Here is a 16042-nt window from a genome sequence, read left to right as displayed (position 1 = left end):
TGTTCCTCGGAAATCAGCGGCATCAACCAAGATATCGAATGAGCGAAATGACACCATGAGCACGATATCGCCATCTCCCCCCTTCAGCACGCGCACCATGAACCTCGCGCATCTGGTCGAGCAGCAGGCGCGGCGGCTGCCCGATGCTCCCGCCTTCGTCTGGGGCGAGCGCATCTGGAGCTGGCGCGACTTCGACCGGCGGGTGAAGGCAATGGCCGCCGTGCTCGCGAACGAGGGCGGGATCGGCAAGGGTGACCGGGTGCTGGTGCAGTCGCAGAACTGCAACCAGCTCTTCGAGAGCATGTTCGCCTGCTTCCGGCTCGGCGCCGTCTGGGTGCCGGCCAACTTCCGCGGCATGCCGGACGATCTCGCCTGGATGGCGGAGCTCTCCGGCGCGAAGGCGATGATCTGCAACGCGGCCTTCCCGGATCATGCCGCTGTCGGGGGACCGGAGCTGACCGCGCGTTTCGCCATCGGCGAGGCGGAGTTCGGACCCGACATCGACGGGTTGATGGACTGCTACGCCGACGAGGTGCCGCCGCTCGCCGCGGTCGACCGGGACGATCCGGCCTGGCTCTTCTTCACCTCCGGCACCTCCGGACGACCGAAGGCCTCGGTGCTGACACACGGCCAGCTCGGCTTCGTCATCAACAACCATCTCTCAGACCTCGTTCCCGGCGTCACCGAGAAAGACGCCTCCATCGTGGTGGCGCCGCTCTCCCACGGGGCGGGGATGCATCAGTTGATGATGGCGGCGCGCGGGGCGCCGACGATCCTGCCTGCCGCGACGCGCTTCGACACCGCCGAGATCTGGTCGCTCATCGAGCGCTGGCGGGTCAGCAACATGTTCACCGTGCCGACCATCCTCAAGATGCTGGTCGAGGCGCCCGAGGCGATGACGGCAGACCATTCGAGCCTGCGCTACGTGATCTATGCGGGGGCGCCGATGTACCGCTCCGACCAGATCAAGGCGCTGCAGGTGCTGGGGCCGGTGCTGGTGCAGTATTTCGGCCTCGGCGAGGTCACGGGCGCGATCACCTACCTGCCGCCGCGCGACCATTCCGCCGGCGACGACATGCGGGTCGGCACCTGCGGCTATCCCCGCACCGGCATGCAGGTCGAGATCCAGGGCGATGACGGCGCCGCGCTCGGCCCCGGCGAGACCGGGGAGATCTGCGTCACCGGCGGCGCGGTCTTCGCCGGCTACTGGGAAAACCCCGAGGCCAACGCCAAGAGCTTCCGCGACGGCTGGTTCCGCACCGGCGATATCGGCCACATGGACGCGGAGGGCTATGTCTACATCACCGGCCGGGCCTCGGACATGTACATCTCCGGCGGCTCCAACATCTATCCGCGCGAGATCGAGGAGAAGATCCTGCTGCATCCGGCGGTGACCGAGACCGCGGTCTTCGGCATGCCGGACCCGAAATGGGGCGAGATCGGCGTCGCGGTCTGCGTGCTGGAGGAAGGCCATTCCCTCGATGCCGCCGCACTCGACGCCTATCTCCGCGAGAAGATCGCCTCCTACAAGCTGCCGCGGCAGTATTTCTTCTGGGACAGCCTGCCGAAGACCGGCTACGGCAAGCTCTCGAAACGGGTGATCCGCGCCGAGCTGGAAGAGCGGCTCGCCGCCGGCGAGAGCGCCGCCTGATGCGCGCCGTCACCCATCCGGGCCCGGTCGCGGAGGAACGGGAGGAGATCCTGCCCGCGGAGGGCCGCCCTGTCGCGCTGACACTGAATGCGGGCCTTCCCTTCGAGGACGCGGTGGCCGAGGCGATGGCGGCGGAGGGGCTGGACGGCGCCTGGCTCGAGATCGAGGAGGCGATCGTCTCCAGCCTCGACTACGTGATCCCGGCGCTCTCTCCCGACGAGGACCATGTCGCCTGGTATTCGGATATTCGCTCCTTCGGCGGCCCTGGCCGGATCGAGCGGCTCGGCATGATGGTCGGGCGCGACAACGGCGCCTCCTTCCTGCACGGCCACGGGCTCTGGGCGCCTGCCGGCGGCGAGATCGCGATGGGCCACATCCTGGCGCCGCGGACCATGCTCGCCGCGCCAGCAGTCGCGCGCGGCATCGGTCTGACCGGCGCCCGCTTCGAGCGCCGTCCGGACCCGGAAACCAACTTCACGCTGTTCCGGCCCTCGGGAGAGGAACGGGGCGGAGACGATGCCGACTACGCCCTCGTCCGCCTCGCCCCGAACCAGGATTTCGCGGGCGCACTCGACACGACCTGCGCCCGGCTCGGCTGGGAGGGCGCGCAGGTGCACGGCCTCGGCAGCCTGATCGGCGCGACGTTCGAGGACGGCTCCGTGCTCGGCAGCCTGCCGACCGAGTTCCTGGTACTGGATGCCGAAGCACGTGCCGAGGGCGGGAGCGGGAGCGGCCCCGAGATCGCCATCGTCGGCATCGAGGGCAGAGATATCCGCGAAGGCGCGCTGAAACGGAGCGAGAACGCGGTGCTGATCACGGCGGAACTGTTGCTGGAGCGCTGTTGAGGCGGCGGCTCAATCCCCCTCGAGAGCCCGCATCACCCGGCGCATGATTTTCTTGCGCGACTTCTCGTCCGCCGCGGCCTCCAGCTCGGCCCTGAGACGGAGGGAGAACTCCGCCAGCTCGTTGTGCCAGTCCGGACCGCGCACCGCTTCCGGAGTGAGCCGCCGGACCGCCTGCTTCTGCCGGAAGACCGCACGGCCGCCGGAGAGATCGACCACATCGTCCAGCTTCGGGATCAGGATGCGTTCGGGCTCCACGCCCTTCGCCTCCAGCGCGTCGCGCATGGCCGCGAGCGCCTCTTCCTCGCCATGGGTGAGAAAGATCCCGGACTTCACCGGCAGCCGGTCGGTGAGCCAGTCCACCAGCTCTTCGCCGTCGGCATGGCCGGAATAGACGTCGATCTGCCGGATCGCCGCCTTCACGCGAAGCTCCTCACCGAAGATCGTTACCGCCTCGGCGCCGTCCGCGAGGATGGCGCCGAGCGTTCCCGGCGCCTGGTAGCCGACCAGCAGGACCGTCGCGTCGGAACGCCAGAGATTCTGCTTCAGGTGATGGCGGATGCGGCCCGCCTCGCACATGCCGCTGCCGGCGAGGATGATCGCCCCGCCATGCACCCGGGCGATGCGCTTGCTCTCGTCCACCGTCTCCGTGAAACGGATGTTCGGCCGCCGGAAACCGTCCCCGTTGGCCGGCATGTCCTCGAGCATGGCCGCGTTCTTCTCGAACACCTCCGTCGCCCGGATCGCGAGAGGCGAGTCGAGGAAGACCGGCGCCTCCGGGATCGTCCCCCGGTCGAAGAGCGTGCCGAGATCGAGCAGCAGCTCCTGCGTCCGCTCGACGGCAAATACCGGGATCAGCAGGTTGCCGCCCCGCGCGAGTGCCGTGTTCACCTCCTCGGCAAGCACCTTCCGGCGGCGTTCGGGACCGACGTCCTCGCGCTGCCGTCCGCCATAGGTCGCCTCGCAGCAGATCCAGTCCCAGTTCTCCGGCGCCTCCGGATCGGGATGGAGCAGCTTGCGGTCGGGGCCGATATCGCCGGAGAAAAGCAGCCGGGAGAGTCTTCCGCCACGCTCGCCGGTCGAGACCTCGACCTCGATCGAGGCTGAGCCGAGAATATGCCCCGCATTCCAGAACCGGGCGCGGACGCCGTCGCCGACCTCGCGCCAGCTGTCGTACTCGACGGCGGAGAAGTGCTCCATCGCCGTCTGTGCATCCTCCTTGCCGTAGATCGGGGTCACAGGCGGGCGGCCGCGCTGGGCGTTGCGGCGGTTCAGCCGCTCCACCTCCATCTCCTGAATGGAGCCGCTGTCGGCCAGCATGTAGGTGAGGAGATCGATGCTGCCTCTTGTCGCGAAGATCGGGCCGGAAAAGCCCTGTTTCACCAGCTTCGGGATCAGGCCCGAATGGTCGATATGGGCATGCGTCAGCAGTACGAAGTCGATCTTCTCCGGGTCGAACGGGAAGCTTCCGTAGTTCAGCTCTTTCAGCGTCTTCGAGCCCTGGAACATGCCGCAATCGACGAGGAACTGACACCGGTCCGTCCTGATCCAGTAGCAGGACCCGGTCACGGTTCCGGCGGCGCCGCAGAAAGTCAGGATCATCCGATGTCACTCCATTGATCGAGCCGGGGTTCCGGCAAACTAGCCTTCGGCAACATTTCCGGTCGCTCTCTTTTTGCGCGGCCCGAGCTTCGCCAGCTGGCCGAGCAGCCACGGCACGAGGCTGAGACCGACGGCCAGCATCCAGCCCTCCATGTCCGGCGGCGAGAGGCTCAGGATATCGGCGAGGCCCGGCATGTAGACCGCGCCAACCGTCAGGGCGAGGCACCAGGCGATGGCCGCCCAGACATAGAGGTTCCGGGTGATCTCGTTCCGCAGGAAGCCGGTCCCCCGCTCCCGCATGTTGAAGACATTCCAGAGCTGGGACAGCGCCAGCGTGAGAAAAGCGATGGTGACCGCCTGCTCCGGGTCCATTTCGAGCAACGTCATCGCGAGGTAGAAGGCGGCCAGCGTTGACGCCGTGATCGCCGCCCCGAAGCTCACGATGGTGATCCAGTGCCGCCTTGCGAGCAGCGGCTCCTTCGGGTTCCGCGGCGGCCGCTCCATGACGTCGGCCTCGCCCTCCCCGGCGCCGAGCGCGAAAGCGGGGAACACGTCGGTCACAAGGTTCAGATAGAGGATCTGCAGCGGCAGGATCGGCAGCGGCATGCCGGAGAGCGATGCGAGCCCGACGACCATGATCTCGCTCAGATTACAGGACAGCAGATAGACGATGAACTTGCGGATATTGGCGAAGATGACCCGGCCCTGGCCGATCGCGGCGACGATGGAGGCGAAGGCGTCGTCGCGCAGCACCATGTCCGCCGCTTCCCGCGCCACCTGAGAGCCGCGCTGCCCCATGGCAACGCCGATATCGGCCTTGGTGAGGGCCGGCGCATCATTCACCCCGTCGCCGGTCATCGCAACGACGTCGCCCGCGCCCTGATGCAGCGCGATCAGGTCCAGTTTCTGCTTCGGGCTGACGCGGGCGAAGATTCCGGCCGAGAGGAAACGCTCCCGCTCAGAAGCGGACATGGCGTCGAGCGGCGGGAGATCCCGGCCGTCGACGACCAGTTCCCTGTCCTGAACGCCGAGGCCGACCGCCTCGGCGACCTGCTGCGCCGTCACCGCGTGGTCGCCGGTCGCCATGATGACCCGGATGCCCGCCTGCCGACAGGCGGCGATGGCACCGGCGACATCCCGGCGTGGCGGATCCTGGAGGCCGACAAGACCAAGTAGCGTCAGTTCTCCGTAAACCGGCTCACCGGCCGCACGAGCCCTTTTGGCCGCGAGCGCGAGCACCCGGAGGCCCCTCCCGGCAAGCTCCGCACTTCGCTCCCGCCACGCAGCCCGCTCCACTTCGGACAGACCGGCGGCACCGTCCGGAGACGCGACGCTCACGATGTGTTCCAGAACCGCTTCCGGCGCCCCTTTCACTGCGACGAAATGGCCTCCGGCCGCCTCGTGGATCGTCGCCATCATCTTCAGTTCCGGATCGAAAGCCTCCTCGCTCATCTCCGGCATAGCAGCGAGCAACTCGTCGCGCTCAAGTCCGGCTTTCGCGGCGAGCGAGAGCAGGGCCGCCTCCATCGGATCGCCGATCGCCTTCGCCTCCTACCCGCTGTCGCCAGAAGGTCCTATGGAGGCGTTGTTGCACAGTACGCAGACCTCCAGCAGCCGGCGCAGCAGCGCATTGCCCGAGGCATCGGGCAGGCGCTCGCCGACAGCGAGATCGCCATCCGGCAGCGCCACGACCGTGACCGTCATCCGGTTCTCGGTCAGGGTGCCGGTCTTGTCGGTCAGGATGACAGTCGTCGCACCCAGAGTCTCCACCGCTGCAAGACGCTCGATCAGCGCATTGCGCCGCGCCATGCGCCACATGCCCCGAGCGAGCGCGAGGGTCGCCACCATCGGCAGTCCCTCCGGCACTGCCGAGACGGCAAGCGCGATGGCGGTCTCTATCATCAGGAAAGTGGGCTTGCCGGTGAGGATCCCGGCGAGACCGATGATCGCGGTCAGGACCACCGTTGCCCAGACGAGCTGCCGGCTGAGACCGTCGATGCGTCTTTCGAGCGGCGTTGCGGTATCTTCCGCCTCATCGACGAGCGCGGCGATGCGCCCGAGTTCGCTCGCCATTCCGGTGGCGACGACGACACCTTCCGCCGTCCCCTTGGTGACCGCCGTTCCCTGGAACGCCATGTTCGAGCGTTCCGGCAGCGGGGCGTCACCGGCGACCGGACCCACCCCCTTCTCGACCGGCAGCGACTCCCCGGTCAGCACCGACTCGTCGCAGCGCAGCTTCGAGGCTTCGATTAGCCGGAGATCCGCGCTGACGATGTCGCCGCCTTCCAGCAGCACGATGTCGCCCGGGACCAGATCGCCGGCCGGGATCTCCGCCACCGACCCGTCGCGGCGCACCTTGGTCAGCACGACTCCGAGGCGGCGCAGCGCTTCCATCGAGCGCACGGCCCTCAGTTCGGTGAAGAATCCGAGCGCGGTGTTCAGCAGGATGACGACGACGATCGCCAGCCCTTCCACCCAATGCCCGAAGGCAAAGGAAACAGCCGTCGCCACGCTGAGGAGCGCGACAATCAGGCTGGCAAACTGGTCGCGCAGGATGCCGAGCGCACTCCTGGAATGGCGCTCTTCCAGCCTGTTCGGGCCGTACAGTCTTCTGCGGCGTCCGGCCTCGTCTGCGCTCAGCCCTTCCTGCGAAGCGACGTCCAGACGGGCGAGCGTTTCCTCTACCGGCAAAGCGTGCGCGTCCGTGACGACCTCGGCCGGTTTCACGGAGGACCCACCGGATCCTTCATCATGCTCTGCAAGTTGCACCCGTTGCACTCCGCTTTCCCTACCGGCCGATAATTCCCCGGCCATTGTTCCAAGGCTAGCAGGTCGCGGGATAGATCTCTCTCCCGGCGTGGCAACAGGACGCACCGCCGGGGATTGCCGGTCGGCTGGAAAGAGCTGACCCTCACCCGGTTCTTGCCAGGAGCGGCCTTGGATTTCTAAAGTCGGAGGCGTCGATGGCCGGGATCTTCTCTCCCGTCGCTCTCCCGCCCTGCAACGCCTACATAAGAGGCATTGAATGAGCACCCTTTCCGGGGAAGACAACGCCTATTTCCTCGATCTCTATGCCCGCTACCGGCGCGACCGCCACTCGGTCCCCGCCGACCTGGCGATCCATTTCGACAGCCTCGACGGCGGCGGCTCCAATGCCGCATCCGGCGCTTCGGCCCTGGCACACGATCTTCAGGATGCCTACCGGCGCTTCGGCCATTTGGAGGCGGACCTGGACCCGCTTGCGCCGAACGAGCACCGCGACCCGGTCCTTTCGCGGCTGAGGGACCGGATCGCAGCGGCAGGCCGGCAGAGCGCCGGGCTGAGCCTCGCCGGCGAGACGCGTCAGCGTCCCCTCGCCGAGGCCGACACCCTGCTGCGGTCGGTCTATTGCGGGCCCGCCGCGCTCGAGGCCAGCCACTTGCAGGACGAGGCGGAAAGGGCCTGGCTCCACGAGGCCTTCGAGAAGGCGGTCTCGACGCCGCTCACCGAAGCGGCGCTGGCGGCAACCCTCGACTCCATCGCGCTCGTCGACGCGTTCGAGACCTTCATGCACAGGAAGTTCACGGCGAAGAAGCGCTTCGGCAGCGAGGGGGCGGAGGCCTCCATCGTGCTGCTGCGGGAACTGCTGCGCACCGCCCCCGGCCACGGCGTGAAGGAGGTCGTGATGGGCGGCATGCACCGGGGGCGCCTCGCGACGCTCGCGGTCGGTTTCGGCAAGAACCCCGCTACCCTGGCCGCCGAACTGATGGGCCGCGACCTTTCGGACGGCGCCGCCTTCACCGGGGACGTTCCCTATCATCTCGGTTATGTGGGCCGCTCTGAAAGCGGCGGGCAAAACCTGGCGCTGACCATCCTTCCTCATCCCTCCCACCTGTTGGTCGTCGCGCCGGTTGCCCTCGGCTATGCCCGCGCGAAGACGCGCCGGGACGACGGCGGAACGGGCGCGACCCTCCCGATCCTCGCCCATACCGACGCCGCCTTCGCCGGGCAGGGTCTGAGTGCCGAACTGCTCCAGCTCGGCGGCCTCGACGGCTACAGCGCTGGCGGCTCGATCCATCTGGTCGTCAACAACCAGATCGGCTTCACCACGATGCCCTCGGAAGGCCGGAGCGCGCATTACTGCACCGACGTCGCGAAACTCGGCGGCGCGCCGGTCCTGCACGTCAACGGCGACGATACGGAGGCCGTGGCGCGGGTCGCCGGGCTCGCGATGGACTGGCGGGCCCGGTTCGGCAGGGACATCGTGATCGACCTCGTCTGCTACCGCCGCAACGGCCATAACGAACTTGACGAACCGCGCTTCACCCAGCCCGGCATGTGGCAGCGGATCGACAGCCACCCGACTCTCCGGCAGATCGCCGCAGAGAGGTTCCGGGACAGGGCACCGCATCTTCTGGCCGCCGCCGACGCCGCCGCCGAGGCCTACCGCATCCGCCTGCAGGACGGCTTCGATCGGGCGGCGGACGTGATGCCGAACGAGGAAAGCATCCAGAACGGTGCGTGGACCGCGCAGACGGCGGCCACCGAAGAAACCCTACTGCAGCCCGTGACAACCGGGGTCCCGGTGGAACGGCTTCGCGAGATCGGACTGGCCGCAAGCCGGATCCCCGATGGTATCGACGCCCATCCGAAGGTCCGGAGGTTCTATGAGGCGCGCGCGGAGACCATCCGGTCGGGCACGGACATCAATTTCGCCACCGCCGAGGCGCTCGCCTTCGCCAGTCTGCTGGGGGAGGGCTCGCGGGTCCGCCTCTCCGGCCAGGACGCGGTGCGCGGCACCTTCACCCAGCGTCATTCCCGGGTGCATGACATGGCGACCGGCGAGACCTGCATTCCCCTCGCCGCAGCCGTGGACAAGCCCGGAATGCTGGAGCTGATCAACAGTCCGCTGACGGAATATGGCGTGCTCGGCTTCGAATACGGGCACAGCCTGCTCGATCCGATGCAGCTCACGCTCTGGGAGGCGCAGTTCGGCGACTTCATGAACGGCGCGCAGATCGCGGTCGACCAGTACATCGTCTCCGCCGAGGCGAAATGGCGGCTCCGCTCGGGCCTGGCGATCCTTCTTCCTCACGGGCTGGAAGGCCAGGGGCCGGATCATTCCTCGGCCAAGATCGAGCGGATCGCCCAGCTCTATGCCGGCGGCAACCTGATCCTCGCCAACCCGAGCACGCCGGCCAATCTCTTCCATGTGCTGCGGCGGCAGATCAGGGCGCCCTGGCGCAAGCCGCTCTTCCTCATCGCCCCGAAATCGCTGCTGCGCTCGCGCGACGCGGTCTCGACGCTCGAAGAGATGGGCGAGAAGACCGGCTTCGAACCGGTCATCGCCGCGCCCTGCCCCCGGCCTGAGCGCGTCCGGCGCGTCGTGCTCTGTTCCGGCAAGATCTTCTACGATTTCGACCGGCGTCGAATAGAGGCCGGACTGGAAGAAACCGTTCTTCCGATCCGTGTCGAGCAGATCTGCCCGTTCCCGCTCGAGGCCGTGCGGCGCGCCCTCGCCCCGTTCGGAAAGGCCGAGTTCGTCTGGCTCCAGGAGGAAGCGGAAAACCAGGGCGCCTGGCATTTCGTCCGCGACGCGCTCGCGGCCGGCGGAATCGAGCTTTCACGGACAGCGCCGGTCATCGCCCGCCCGCCCCTGCCGGTCGCGGCCGGCGGATCGATCGAGCGCCACGAGCGCGAACAGGATGCGATCCTGAGGCGCGCGCTGTCTCTTTGAAACGACTGATCGGAAAAGGAATGGTGGGCCCGGAGGGATTCGAACCCCCGACAACACCGTTATGAGCGGTGCGTTCTAACCGCTGAACTACAGGCCCTGATCCGGCGGAAAGCACCGGTCCGCTGTTATGCGCACCCGCGGCGGTGCCGTCAACCGGGCTGCGTGCCCCAGGGCGGCTTCGCACAAAAAAGAGCCCGGCCGAAAGGCCGGGCGAGTCAGGCTTACGTCGGGCCGGAGATCAAGAGACGGCCCGAACCGCCAGGGATTGAAGTCAGTCCCGCCCGGTCTCCCGGGCCACGGCGCTCCGGCTCAACCGGCGGCGCCCTCCTGCACGATGGTGTAGCGGGCCGTGCAGATGCTGCGCGTCTCGCTGGCGATCTTGTCCCAGACCGCCCGCGCCTCGCTCTGGTTCCCGAACGGGCCGAACAGTTGCTCGGTGCCGTCGATCAGCTGGCTGAAGCGGGTGTCGGTGTATTCCCCGCCGATGACCCAAAAACGCTTGCTCATGTCCTGTCTCCTTGTCTTCACCGATTGTCCGGGAGCCGACGGGCGTGAATGGTGTGGTGGCGCCCGCCGGTCCGGCTCTCCCGGACCCGTTTCCTCCCTTGGCCCTGCTTATTCCGCAGCCGTGCGGGCCGCTTCCTCTTCGCCGTAGAACTGGGCTTCCTCGGTCGAGCCTGTCAGCGCCGTGGTCGAGGAGGCATCGCCCTTGATCGCGGTCGCGACCGCGTCGAAGTAGCCGGTGCCGACCTCGCGCTGGTGCTTGGTCGCGCTGTAGCCGCGCGCCTCGGCGGCGAACTCGGCGTTCTGCAGTTCGGAATAGGCCGCCATGCCGCGATCGCGGTAACCCGAGGCGAGCTCGAACATGCCGTAGTTCAGCGAATGGAAGCCGGCCAGGGTGACGAACTGGTACTTGTAGCCCATGGCGCCGATCTCGCGCTGGAAGCGGGCGATATCGTCCTTGTCGAGGTTCGCCGACCAGTTGAAGGAGGGCGAGCAGTTATAGGCCAGCATCTGGTCCGGGAACTCTTTGCGGATCGCTTCGGCAAAGCGCTTGCACTGCTCGAGATCCGGCGTCGAGGTCTCCATCCAGAGGAGGTCGGAATAGGGCGCGTAGGCGAGCGAGCGGGCGACACAGCGCTCGAAGCTGGTGCCGTCCTTCAGGCGGAAGAAGCCCTCGGCGGTGCGCTCGCCGGTGAGGAACGGACGGTCGCGCTCGTCGACGTCGCTGGTGACCAGCTTGGCGCTCTCCGCGTCGGTGCGGCAGATCACCAGGGTCGGCACGCCCTCGACATCGGCGGCGAGGCGCGCGGCGTTCAGGGTGTTGATGTGCTGCTGGGTCGGGACCAGCACCTTGCCACCCATGTGACCGCACTTCTTCTCGGAAGCCAGCTGGTCCTCGAAATGGACCGCGGCGGCGCCCGCATCGATATAGGCCCGGGTCAGCTCGTAGGCGTTCAGCGCGCCTCCGAAACCGGCCTCGCAATCGGCCACGATCGGCAGCATCCAGTCGGTGCTGTCGTCGCCTTCCAGGTGATGGATCTGGTCGGTCCGCAGCAGGGAATTGTTGATCTTGCGGGCCAGTTCCGGGCCGCTGTTGGCCGGATAAAGGCTCTGGTCCGGATACATCGCGCCGGCGACGTTCGCGTCGGCCGCGACCTGCCAGCCGGAGAGATAGATCGCCTTGAGGCCGGCCTTGGCCATCTGCACCGCCTGGCCACCGGTCACGGCGCCGAGGGAATGCACGAAATCCTCCTCATGGATCGACTTCCAGAGCCGCTCCGCACCACGGCGGGCGAGGCTGTGCTCGATCCGGACCGTGCCGCGCAGCCGCTCGACATCCGCCGTGGTGTAATCCCGCTTCACGTTGTCGAAGCGTCCGGAAGCGGTGGACGTCAGTTTCTCGAACTCACCAGACATGTCTCTCTCCTCGTTTCGCGACCGCGTCGCGTGGCTGTCGGTCTCCGCTGCGGCACCTGTCGTTGTCTGTGTGCGCCGCAAAACTGAAACGAGCCTGAGGGAGAAAATCCGAACGGTCCATAAGCCATTGAAAGTAAAAAAGTAAATCTGTCAAACTTGTAAAATTAAATGGCATGGATTTGAAAATCGTGAAAATCATTGTGCAATAGCGAAAGCGCCATAAGCTGACAGGACATCCTTTGCGGATGCGGGAGGACAGAGCGATGGAAGCGCTTGACCGCAAAGCGATGCTGGGGCCGAAGATCCGGCGTTTCCGGACCGACCTCGGCATGAGCCAGACGGAAATGGCGGGCGAGATCGGCATCTCGCCGAGCTACCTCAACCTGATCGAACACAACCAGCGGCCGGTCACGGTGCCGCTGCTGTTCAAGCTCGGCCAGGCATTCGATCTCGACCTGAAGCAGTTCGCCGAGGATGACGACGCCAAGATCGTCGCCGAACTGGCGGAAGTCTTCAGCGATCCCCTTTTCCGGGACCAGCCGGTGCGCCCGGTCGAGCTGCAGGAATTCGCCGTCCGCTCGCCCAATGCCGCGCAGGCCATGCTGCGGCTCTATCATGCCTACCGCCAGGTCTGGGAAAATGCGCGGCACGGCTCGGCCGGCGACGGACGCGATCCTCTGCCGGACCCGGACCAGCCGCTCTCCCCGGTCGAGGCGGTGCGGGACCTGCACCAGCGCGAGGCCAATCATTTTCCGGAACTGGAGGAAGCGGCCGAGGCGCTCTGGAAGGATGCGAAGCTCGAGCGCAACGATCTCTTCCGGGGGCTGACCGCCTATCTCGAGCGCGAGAAGGGCATCGCGGTGAAGGTGATGCCGGTGCATGTCATGACCGACACGCTGCGCCGCTACGATCCGCATGGGCGCCGCATCCTGCTGTCCGAGGCCCTGCTGCCCTCAGGGCGCTGTTTCCAGGTTGCCGCGCAGATCGCCGCGCTGGTCCATCATGAGCTGATCGAGAGCGTTGTCGGCCGGCTGGAACCGGCAGATATCGAGACCCGGAACATGCTTTTCGTCGCGCTGAGCAACTATTTCGCCGGTGCCGTGCTGATGCCCTACGAGGCGTTCCGGAGCTCGGCGCAGGAACTCAGGCACGACCTCGAACTGCTCCGCCGCCGCTTCGGTGCGAGTTTCGAGCAGGTCAGCCACCGGCTGACCACCCTGCAGCGCCCGGGCGCACGTGGGATTCCCTTCTTCTTCATCCGCGTCGATGCGGCCGGAAACGTTTCCAAACGCCTGAACGGCGGTGGCTTCCAGTTCGCCCGCTACGGCGGGACCTGCCCGCGCTGGGTGGTGCACGAGGCCTTCCGGACCCCGGGTCAGGTCCACACCCAGGTCGCCCGGATGCCCGACGACACCACCTTCTTCACCATCGCCCGCACCCTCGACAATGCCGGCGGCTGGCACCAGCAGCTGCAGCCCCAGTTCGCCGTGGGCCTCGGCTGCGAGATCAGGGATGCGAAGCATCTGGTCTATGCCGACGGACTCGACCTTCCGAAGGCAAGCGGCGCCACGCCGGTCGGTGTCTCCTGCCGGCTCTGCGAGCGGCTCGACTGCAGCCAGCGCGCCCATCCGCCGCTCAACCGGACGATCCGCGCCGATCAGCATATGAAGAAGGCGTCGGCGTTTTCCTTCGAGGAATGAACGTCGGCGGAGCGCAAGAACCGAACCCCTTATAGAAGGACATGGCGAGACTCGCGCTATTGCTGCTTAAGGGCGCCATCGATTAACCTAAAGATGCAAGCCAACTGGGACCGGGGAACAGTTGGGAGAAATGCGTGACGTGGCAATTGAAAGAGCCGACAGGTAAGGCGTCCGTAACTGCGCCCGAGGCGGAGTCGCGCAATAGGATCGCCAAGTCATACGCATATGGAGCAACTCGCGAGCTGATCGAAGCGAGATGTTCCGTTTTCGAGACCGTCCGGCACGCCGCGGCAATTCGTCCTGATTCTCTCGTCTCTCCAAAGTTCCAGGCCGCGTCACGCCGAACCATGAGCCAGGTCTGATTTGGCAACGCGCGATTTCAGATATTCGACAATCATCGCGGCCGCCACGTTCGTCGCGCTTCTCCTGGTTTCGGCCATCGCCGTCTGGTCCGGATACTGGTTCGCACAGAAAGTTCTGGAACAGGAACTTAACCGCCAGAAACAGCATTTGCGGCTGATCGTAGAACTCCATTTTCAGAAGCAGCTTCTGCAACTCCAGAGCTACGTCAGAGGACTGGCGCGCGATCCCGCCCTGCTGCAAGCGATCCGGGCCGAGGATAACGCACGCATGGACGCGATCTTGCGGCAGGCGTTCCACTCTCCCGAGGGATTGAATCTCGATATTCTCTTTCTGGTTCCACGAGACAGCGAGGCTCCCCTCGATGTCAGCCCGAACCCCAGCCGGACGGGGCCAATCGTCACTCATGCGGCAAACCATCCCGCGCCCGGGGTCGTCCGCTTGCTGCGCTCGGATCCCGTACATGGCGTCACCGTCTATGCTTTCGTGAAAGGCACCCGCATCATCGATCCGGACACGGGAAATGCCGTGGCAAGGCTTATCGCCGGGATAATGCTGAACGACAATTCGCGCATTCTGCAGGGACTTCTGGAACGGACCGAGCTTGCCTCGGCTGCCTTGACGGTCGAAGAGACAGAACTTGCGCACGCGGCCCGTGACGAGAGCATCGATCCTGGCGCGAAGCAGAATGGTCAACCTGGAAGCGAGACCTCTCTAACCATTCCGTTCTCGGCCGCCGCCGGGCCGCCACTCGTCCTGAAAGTCGCCACGAGATCCAACCCGGCCGACCAGTTGCGGGCGACCTATTTCGGCCTGCTTCCCGTGATTGCCGGATTGATCCTGGCGCTCTCGCTCGCTCTCAGCGTCTTTGTCAGAACGATCACCAAGCGATCCCTTTCGAAACTTGCAAACTACGCCACCATGGCCGCGACGACAGCCGGCGAGCACAGCGAAATCCCCGCCTTCGAGCCCGGGCCGATCGAGGATTTCAACAATCTCGGCAGCTCGATCGAGCAGGTTTTCGACGTTTTGAGGACGAGCGAGAACCGGGCGGAAGCGGTCATCGACCGTGCGCCCGCGCTTATTTTCGCAAAGGATCTGAACGGCCGGTACACGATTGCGAACAGCCAGTTCCTGACGACATTCGACTTCAGCCGGGACCAGGTGATCGGAAAAGCCGACAATGACCTGTTCACGGAAGACGTCATCCTCGAAATGAGGGCCTTCGAGACTGCCGCCAGCGAGAGAGGCGAAGGTGCCGCCCGGGAAGTAACCCTGACCACGCCTTCGGGCGAACGGGTCTTTCTCGGGGCGTCGTTCCCGCTCAGGACCGAGGCAGGCGACACCTATGCGCACTGCACAATTCTCTCGGACATCACCGACCGCAAGAAAGTGGAAATCGCGCTGCTTCACGCCAAGGAAGAGGCGGAATTTGCAAACTCCGCAAAAACCAGCTTCCTCGCAGGCGTGAGCCACGAATTGCGCACACCTCTGAACGCCATCATCGGCTTCTCCGAAATGATTGCGAGTGAGGTTCTCGGCAGGATCGAGAACCGGAACTATGTCGACTATGCCCGGCATATCCAGTCGAGCGGTACCCACCTGCTCAGCCTGATCGGCGATGTGCTCGATCTGTCGGTCATCGAGTCGCGCAAGGAGACCGTGCGCGAGGAAGCCCTCGACGTCGAAGAACTCGGCGAAGATTGCCTGCGCATGATCCGCGAACAGGCCGCGGAGGCCGGCGTCGAGGTGCGGGCGGAAATGGATATGCGCGGCCATGCGCTCAAGGCGGACGCGCGCAGGATCCGGCAGATCCTGATCAATCTGCTGACCAATGCAGTGAAATTCACGCCCGCCGGCGGTCACGTTGTCCTGACCTGTAAGGTCGGAAAGGACCGGCGCATTCTTCTCTCGGTCACGGATGACGGTATCGGCATGGACCGGACAACGCAGGCCCACGCTTTCGAGCCCTTCATGCAGGGGAACTCGAGCATGGTGCGCAAGGCGGAAGGTGCCGGACTCGGGCTCGCACTCGTCAAGCGCCTGACGGAACTGCACAACGCGGAGCTACAGTGCACCAGCGCGCCCGGGAAAGGGACCACGATGACGATCATCTTCCCCGCGTCCCGATCGGTCTCGGCCCCGCCCCATATCCAGGCGGAAACTCCTGCAGATTGAAGAAGGCGGCCACCATTCGGCGCCGCCTTCCCTAAAATCGGATTTCTGGCCGATCCTTCCGGTCTAGTAGTCG

General features: G+C 65.9%; 10 protein-coding genes and 1 tRNA gene. 5 read left to right on the top strand and 6 right to left on the bottom strand.

Annotation, left to right across the window (positions count from 1 at the left end; all coding sequences use genetic code 11):
* The first annotated feature begins 55 nt into the window (after positions 1-55).
* Positions 56-1651 carry an acyl-CoA synthetase gene (locus JJ959_RS01965; protein ID WP_292879584.1) on the top strand — a complete coding sequence of 532 codons (1596 nt, stop codon included), beginning with the start codon at positions 56-58 and terminating at the stop codon, positions 1649-1651.
* Positions 1651-2496, top strand: coding sequence for a hypothetical protein (locus JJ959_RS01960; protein WP_292879583.1), 846 nt, complete (start codon positions 1651-1653; stop codon positions 2494-2496). The genes JJ959_RS01965 and JJ959_RS01960 overlap by 1 nt, the downstream gene beginning before the upstream one ends.
* A 9-nt stretch (positions 2497-2505) precedes the next feature.
* On the opposite strand, the gene JJ959_RS01955 is transcribed toward JJ959_RS01960, so the two are convergent.
* Genes JJ959_RS01955 through JJ959_RS01945 form a run of 3 tightly spaced genes read right to left on the bottom strand, consistent with a single transcriptional unit; the run spans position 2506 to position 6822 of the window.
* The gene (locus JJ959_RS01955; protein ID WP_292879582.1) at positions 2506-4095 is read right to left on the bottom strand and encodes an MBL fold metallo-hydrolase; all 1590 of its coding nucleotides are present in this window, start codon (positions 4093-4095) and stop codon (positions 2506-2508) included.
* Between the two features lie 39 nt (positions 4096-4134).
* On the bottom strand, positions 4135-5634 hold the full coding sequence (locus JJ959_RS01950; RefSeq protein ID WP_292879816.1) for an HAD-IC family P-type ATPase: 1500 nt from the start codon (positions 5632-5634) through the stop codon (positions 4135-4137).
* Between the two features lie 12 nt (positions 5635-5646).
* The gene (locus tag JJ959_RS01945) at positions 5647-6822 is read right to left on the bottom strand and encodes an HAD-IC family P-type ATPase (protein WP_292879581.1); all 1176 of its coding nucleotides are present in this window, start codon (positions 6820-6822) and stop codon (positions 5647-5649) included.
* A gap of 298 nt (positions 6823-7120) precedes the next feature.
* Here JJ959_RS01945 and JJ959_RS01940 point away from each other — a divergent pair, with 298 nt between their 5' ends.
* Positions 7121-9811, top strand: coding sequence for a 2-oxoglutarate dehydrogenase E1 component (locus JJ959_RS01940; RefSeq protein ID WP_292879580.1), 2691 nt, complete (start codon positions 7121-7123; stop codon positions 9809-9811).
* A 21-nt stretch (positions 9812-9832) separates the two neighbouring features.
* Here JJ959_RS01940 and JJ959_RS01935 read toward each other — a convergent pair.
* From JJ959_RS01935 to aceA, 3 genes are all read right to left on the bottom strand, one after another.
* A tRNA-Ile gene (locus tag JJ959_RS01935) sits at positions 9833-9908 on the bottom strand.
* Between the two features lie 212 nt (positions 9909-10120).
* Positions 10121-10318 (bottom strand): hypothetical protein, encoded by a 198-nt coding sequence (locus JJ959_RS01930; protein WP_193183644.1) that lies wholly within the window; start codon positions 10316-10318, stop codon positions 10121-10123.
* Positions 10319-10426: 108 nt separating this feature from the next.
* Positions 10427-11731: an isocitrate lyase gene (gene aceA / locus JJ959_RS01925; RefSeq protein WP_292879579.1), complete on the bottom strand. Its 1305-nt coding sequence runs from the start codon at positions 11729-11731 to the stop codon at positions 10427-10429.
* A gap of 263 nt (positions 11732-11994) precedes the next feature.
* On the opposite strand from aceA, the gene JJ959_RS01920 reads away from it, so the two are divergent.
* Positions 11995-13431: a short-chain fatty acyl-CoA regulator family protein gene (locus JJ959_RS01920; RefSeq protein ID WP_292879578.1), complete on the top strand. Its 1437-nt coding sequence runs from the start codon at positions 11995-11997 to the stop codon at positions 13429-13431.
* Positions 13432-13794: 363 nt separating this feature from the next.
* Positions 13795-15969: a PAS domain-containing sensor histidine kinase gene (locus JJ959_RS01915; RefSeq protein ID WP_292879577.1), complete on the top strand. Its 2175-nt coding sequence runs from the start codon at positions 13795-13797 to the stop codon at positions 15967-15969.
* Positions 15970-16042 lie beyond the last annotated feature (73 nt).

It is taken from the genome of Nisaea sp., assembly GCF_017640745.1.
Classification (GTDB): Bacteria; Pseudomonadota; Alphaproteobacteria; order Thalassobaculales; family Thalassobaculaceae; genus Nisaea.
Note: the sequence above shows the minus strand (reverse complement) of the source record. Positions and strands in the feature narration are given on the sequence as shown.

Coding starts and splice junctions, on each gene's coding strand:
- JJ959_RS01955 (WP_292879582.1), bottom strand. CDS start 4,095: ATGATCCTGACTTTCTGCGGCGCCGCCGGAACCGTGACCGGGTCCTGC.
- JJ959_RS01965 (WP_292879584.1), top strand. CDS start 56: ATGAGCACGATATCGCCATCTCCCCCCTTCAGCACGCGCACCATGAAC.
- JJ959_RS01960 (WP_292879583.1), top strand. CDS start 1,651: ATGCGCGCCGTCACCCATCCGGGCCCGGTCGCGGAGGAACGGGAGGAG.
- JJ959_RS01930 (WP_193183644.1), bottom strand. CDS start 10,318: ATGAGCAAGCGTTTTTGGGTCATCGGCGGGGAATACACCGACACCCGC.
- JJ959_RS01940 (WP_292879580.1), top strand. CDS start 7,121: ATGAGCACCCTTTCCGGGGAAGACAACGCCTATTTCCTCGATCTCTAT.
- aceA (WP_292879579.1), bottom strand. CDS start 11,731: ATGTCTGGTGAGTTCGAGAAACTGACGTCCACCGCTTCCGGACGCTTC.
- JJ959_RS01920 (WP_292879578.1), top strand. CDS start 11,995: ATGGAAGCGCTTGACCGCAAAGCGATGCTGGGGCCGAAGATCCGGCGT.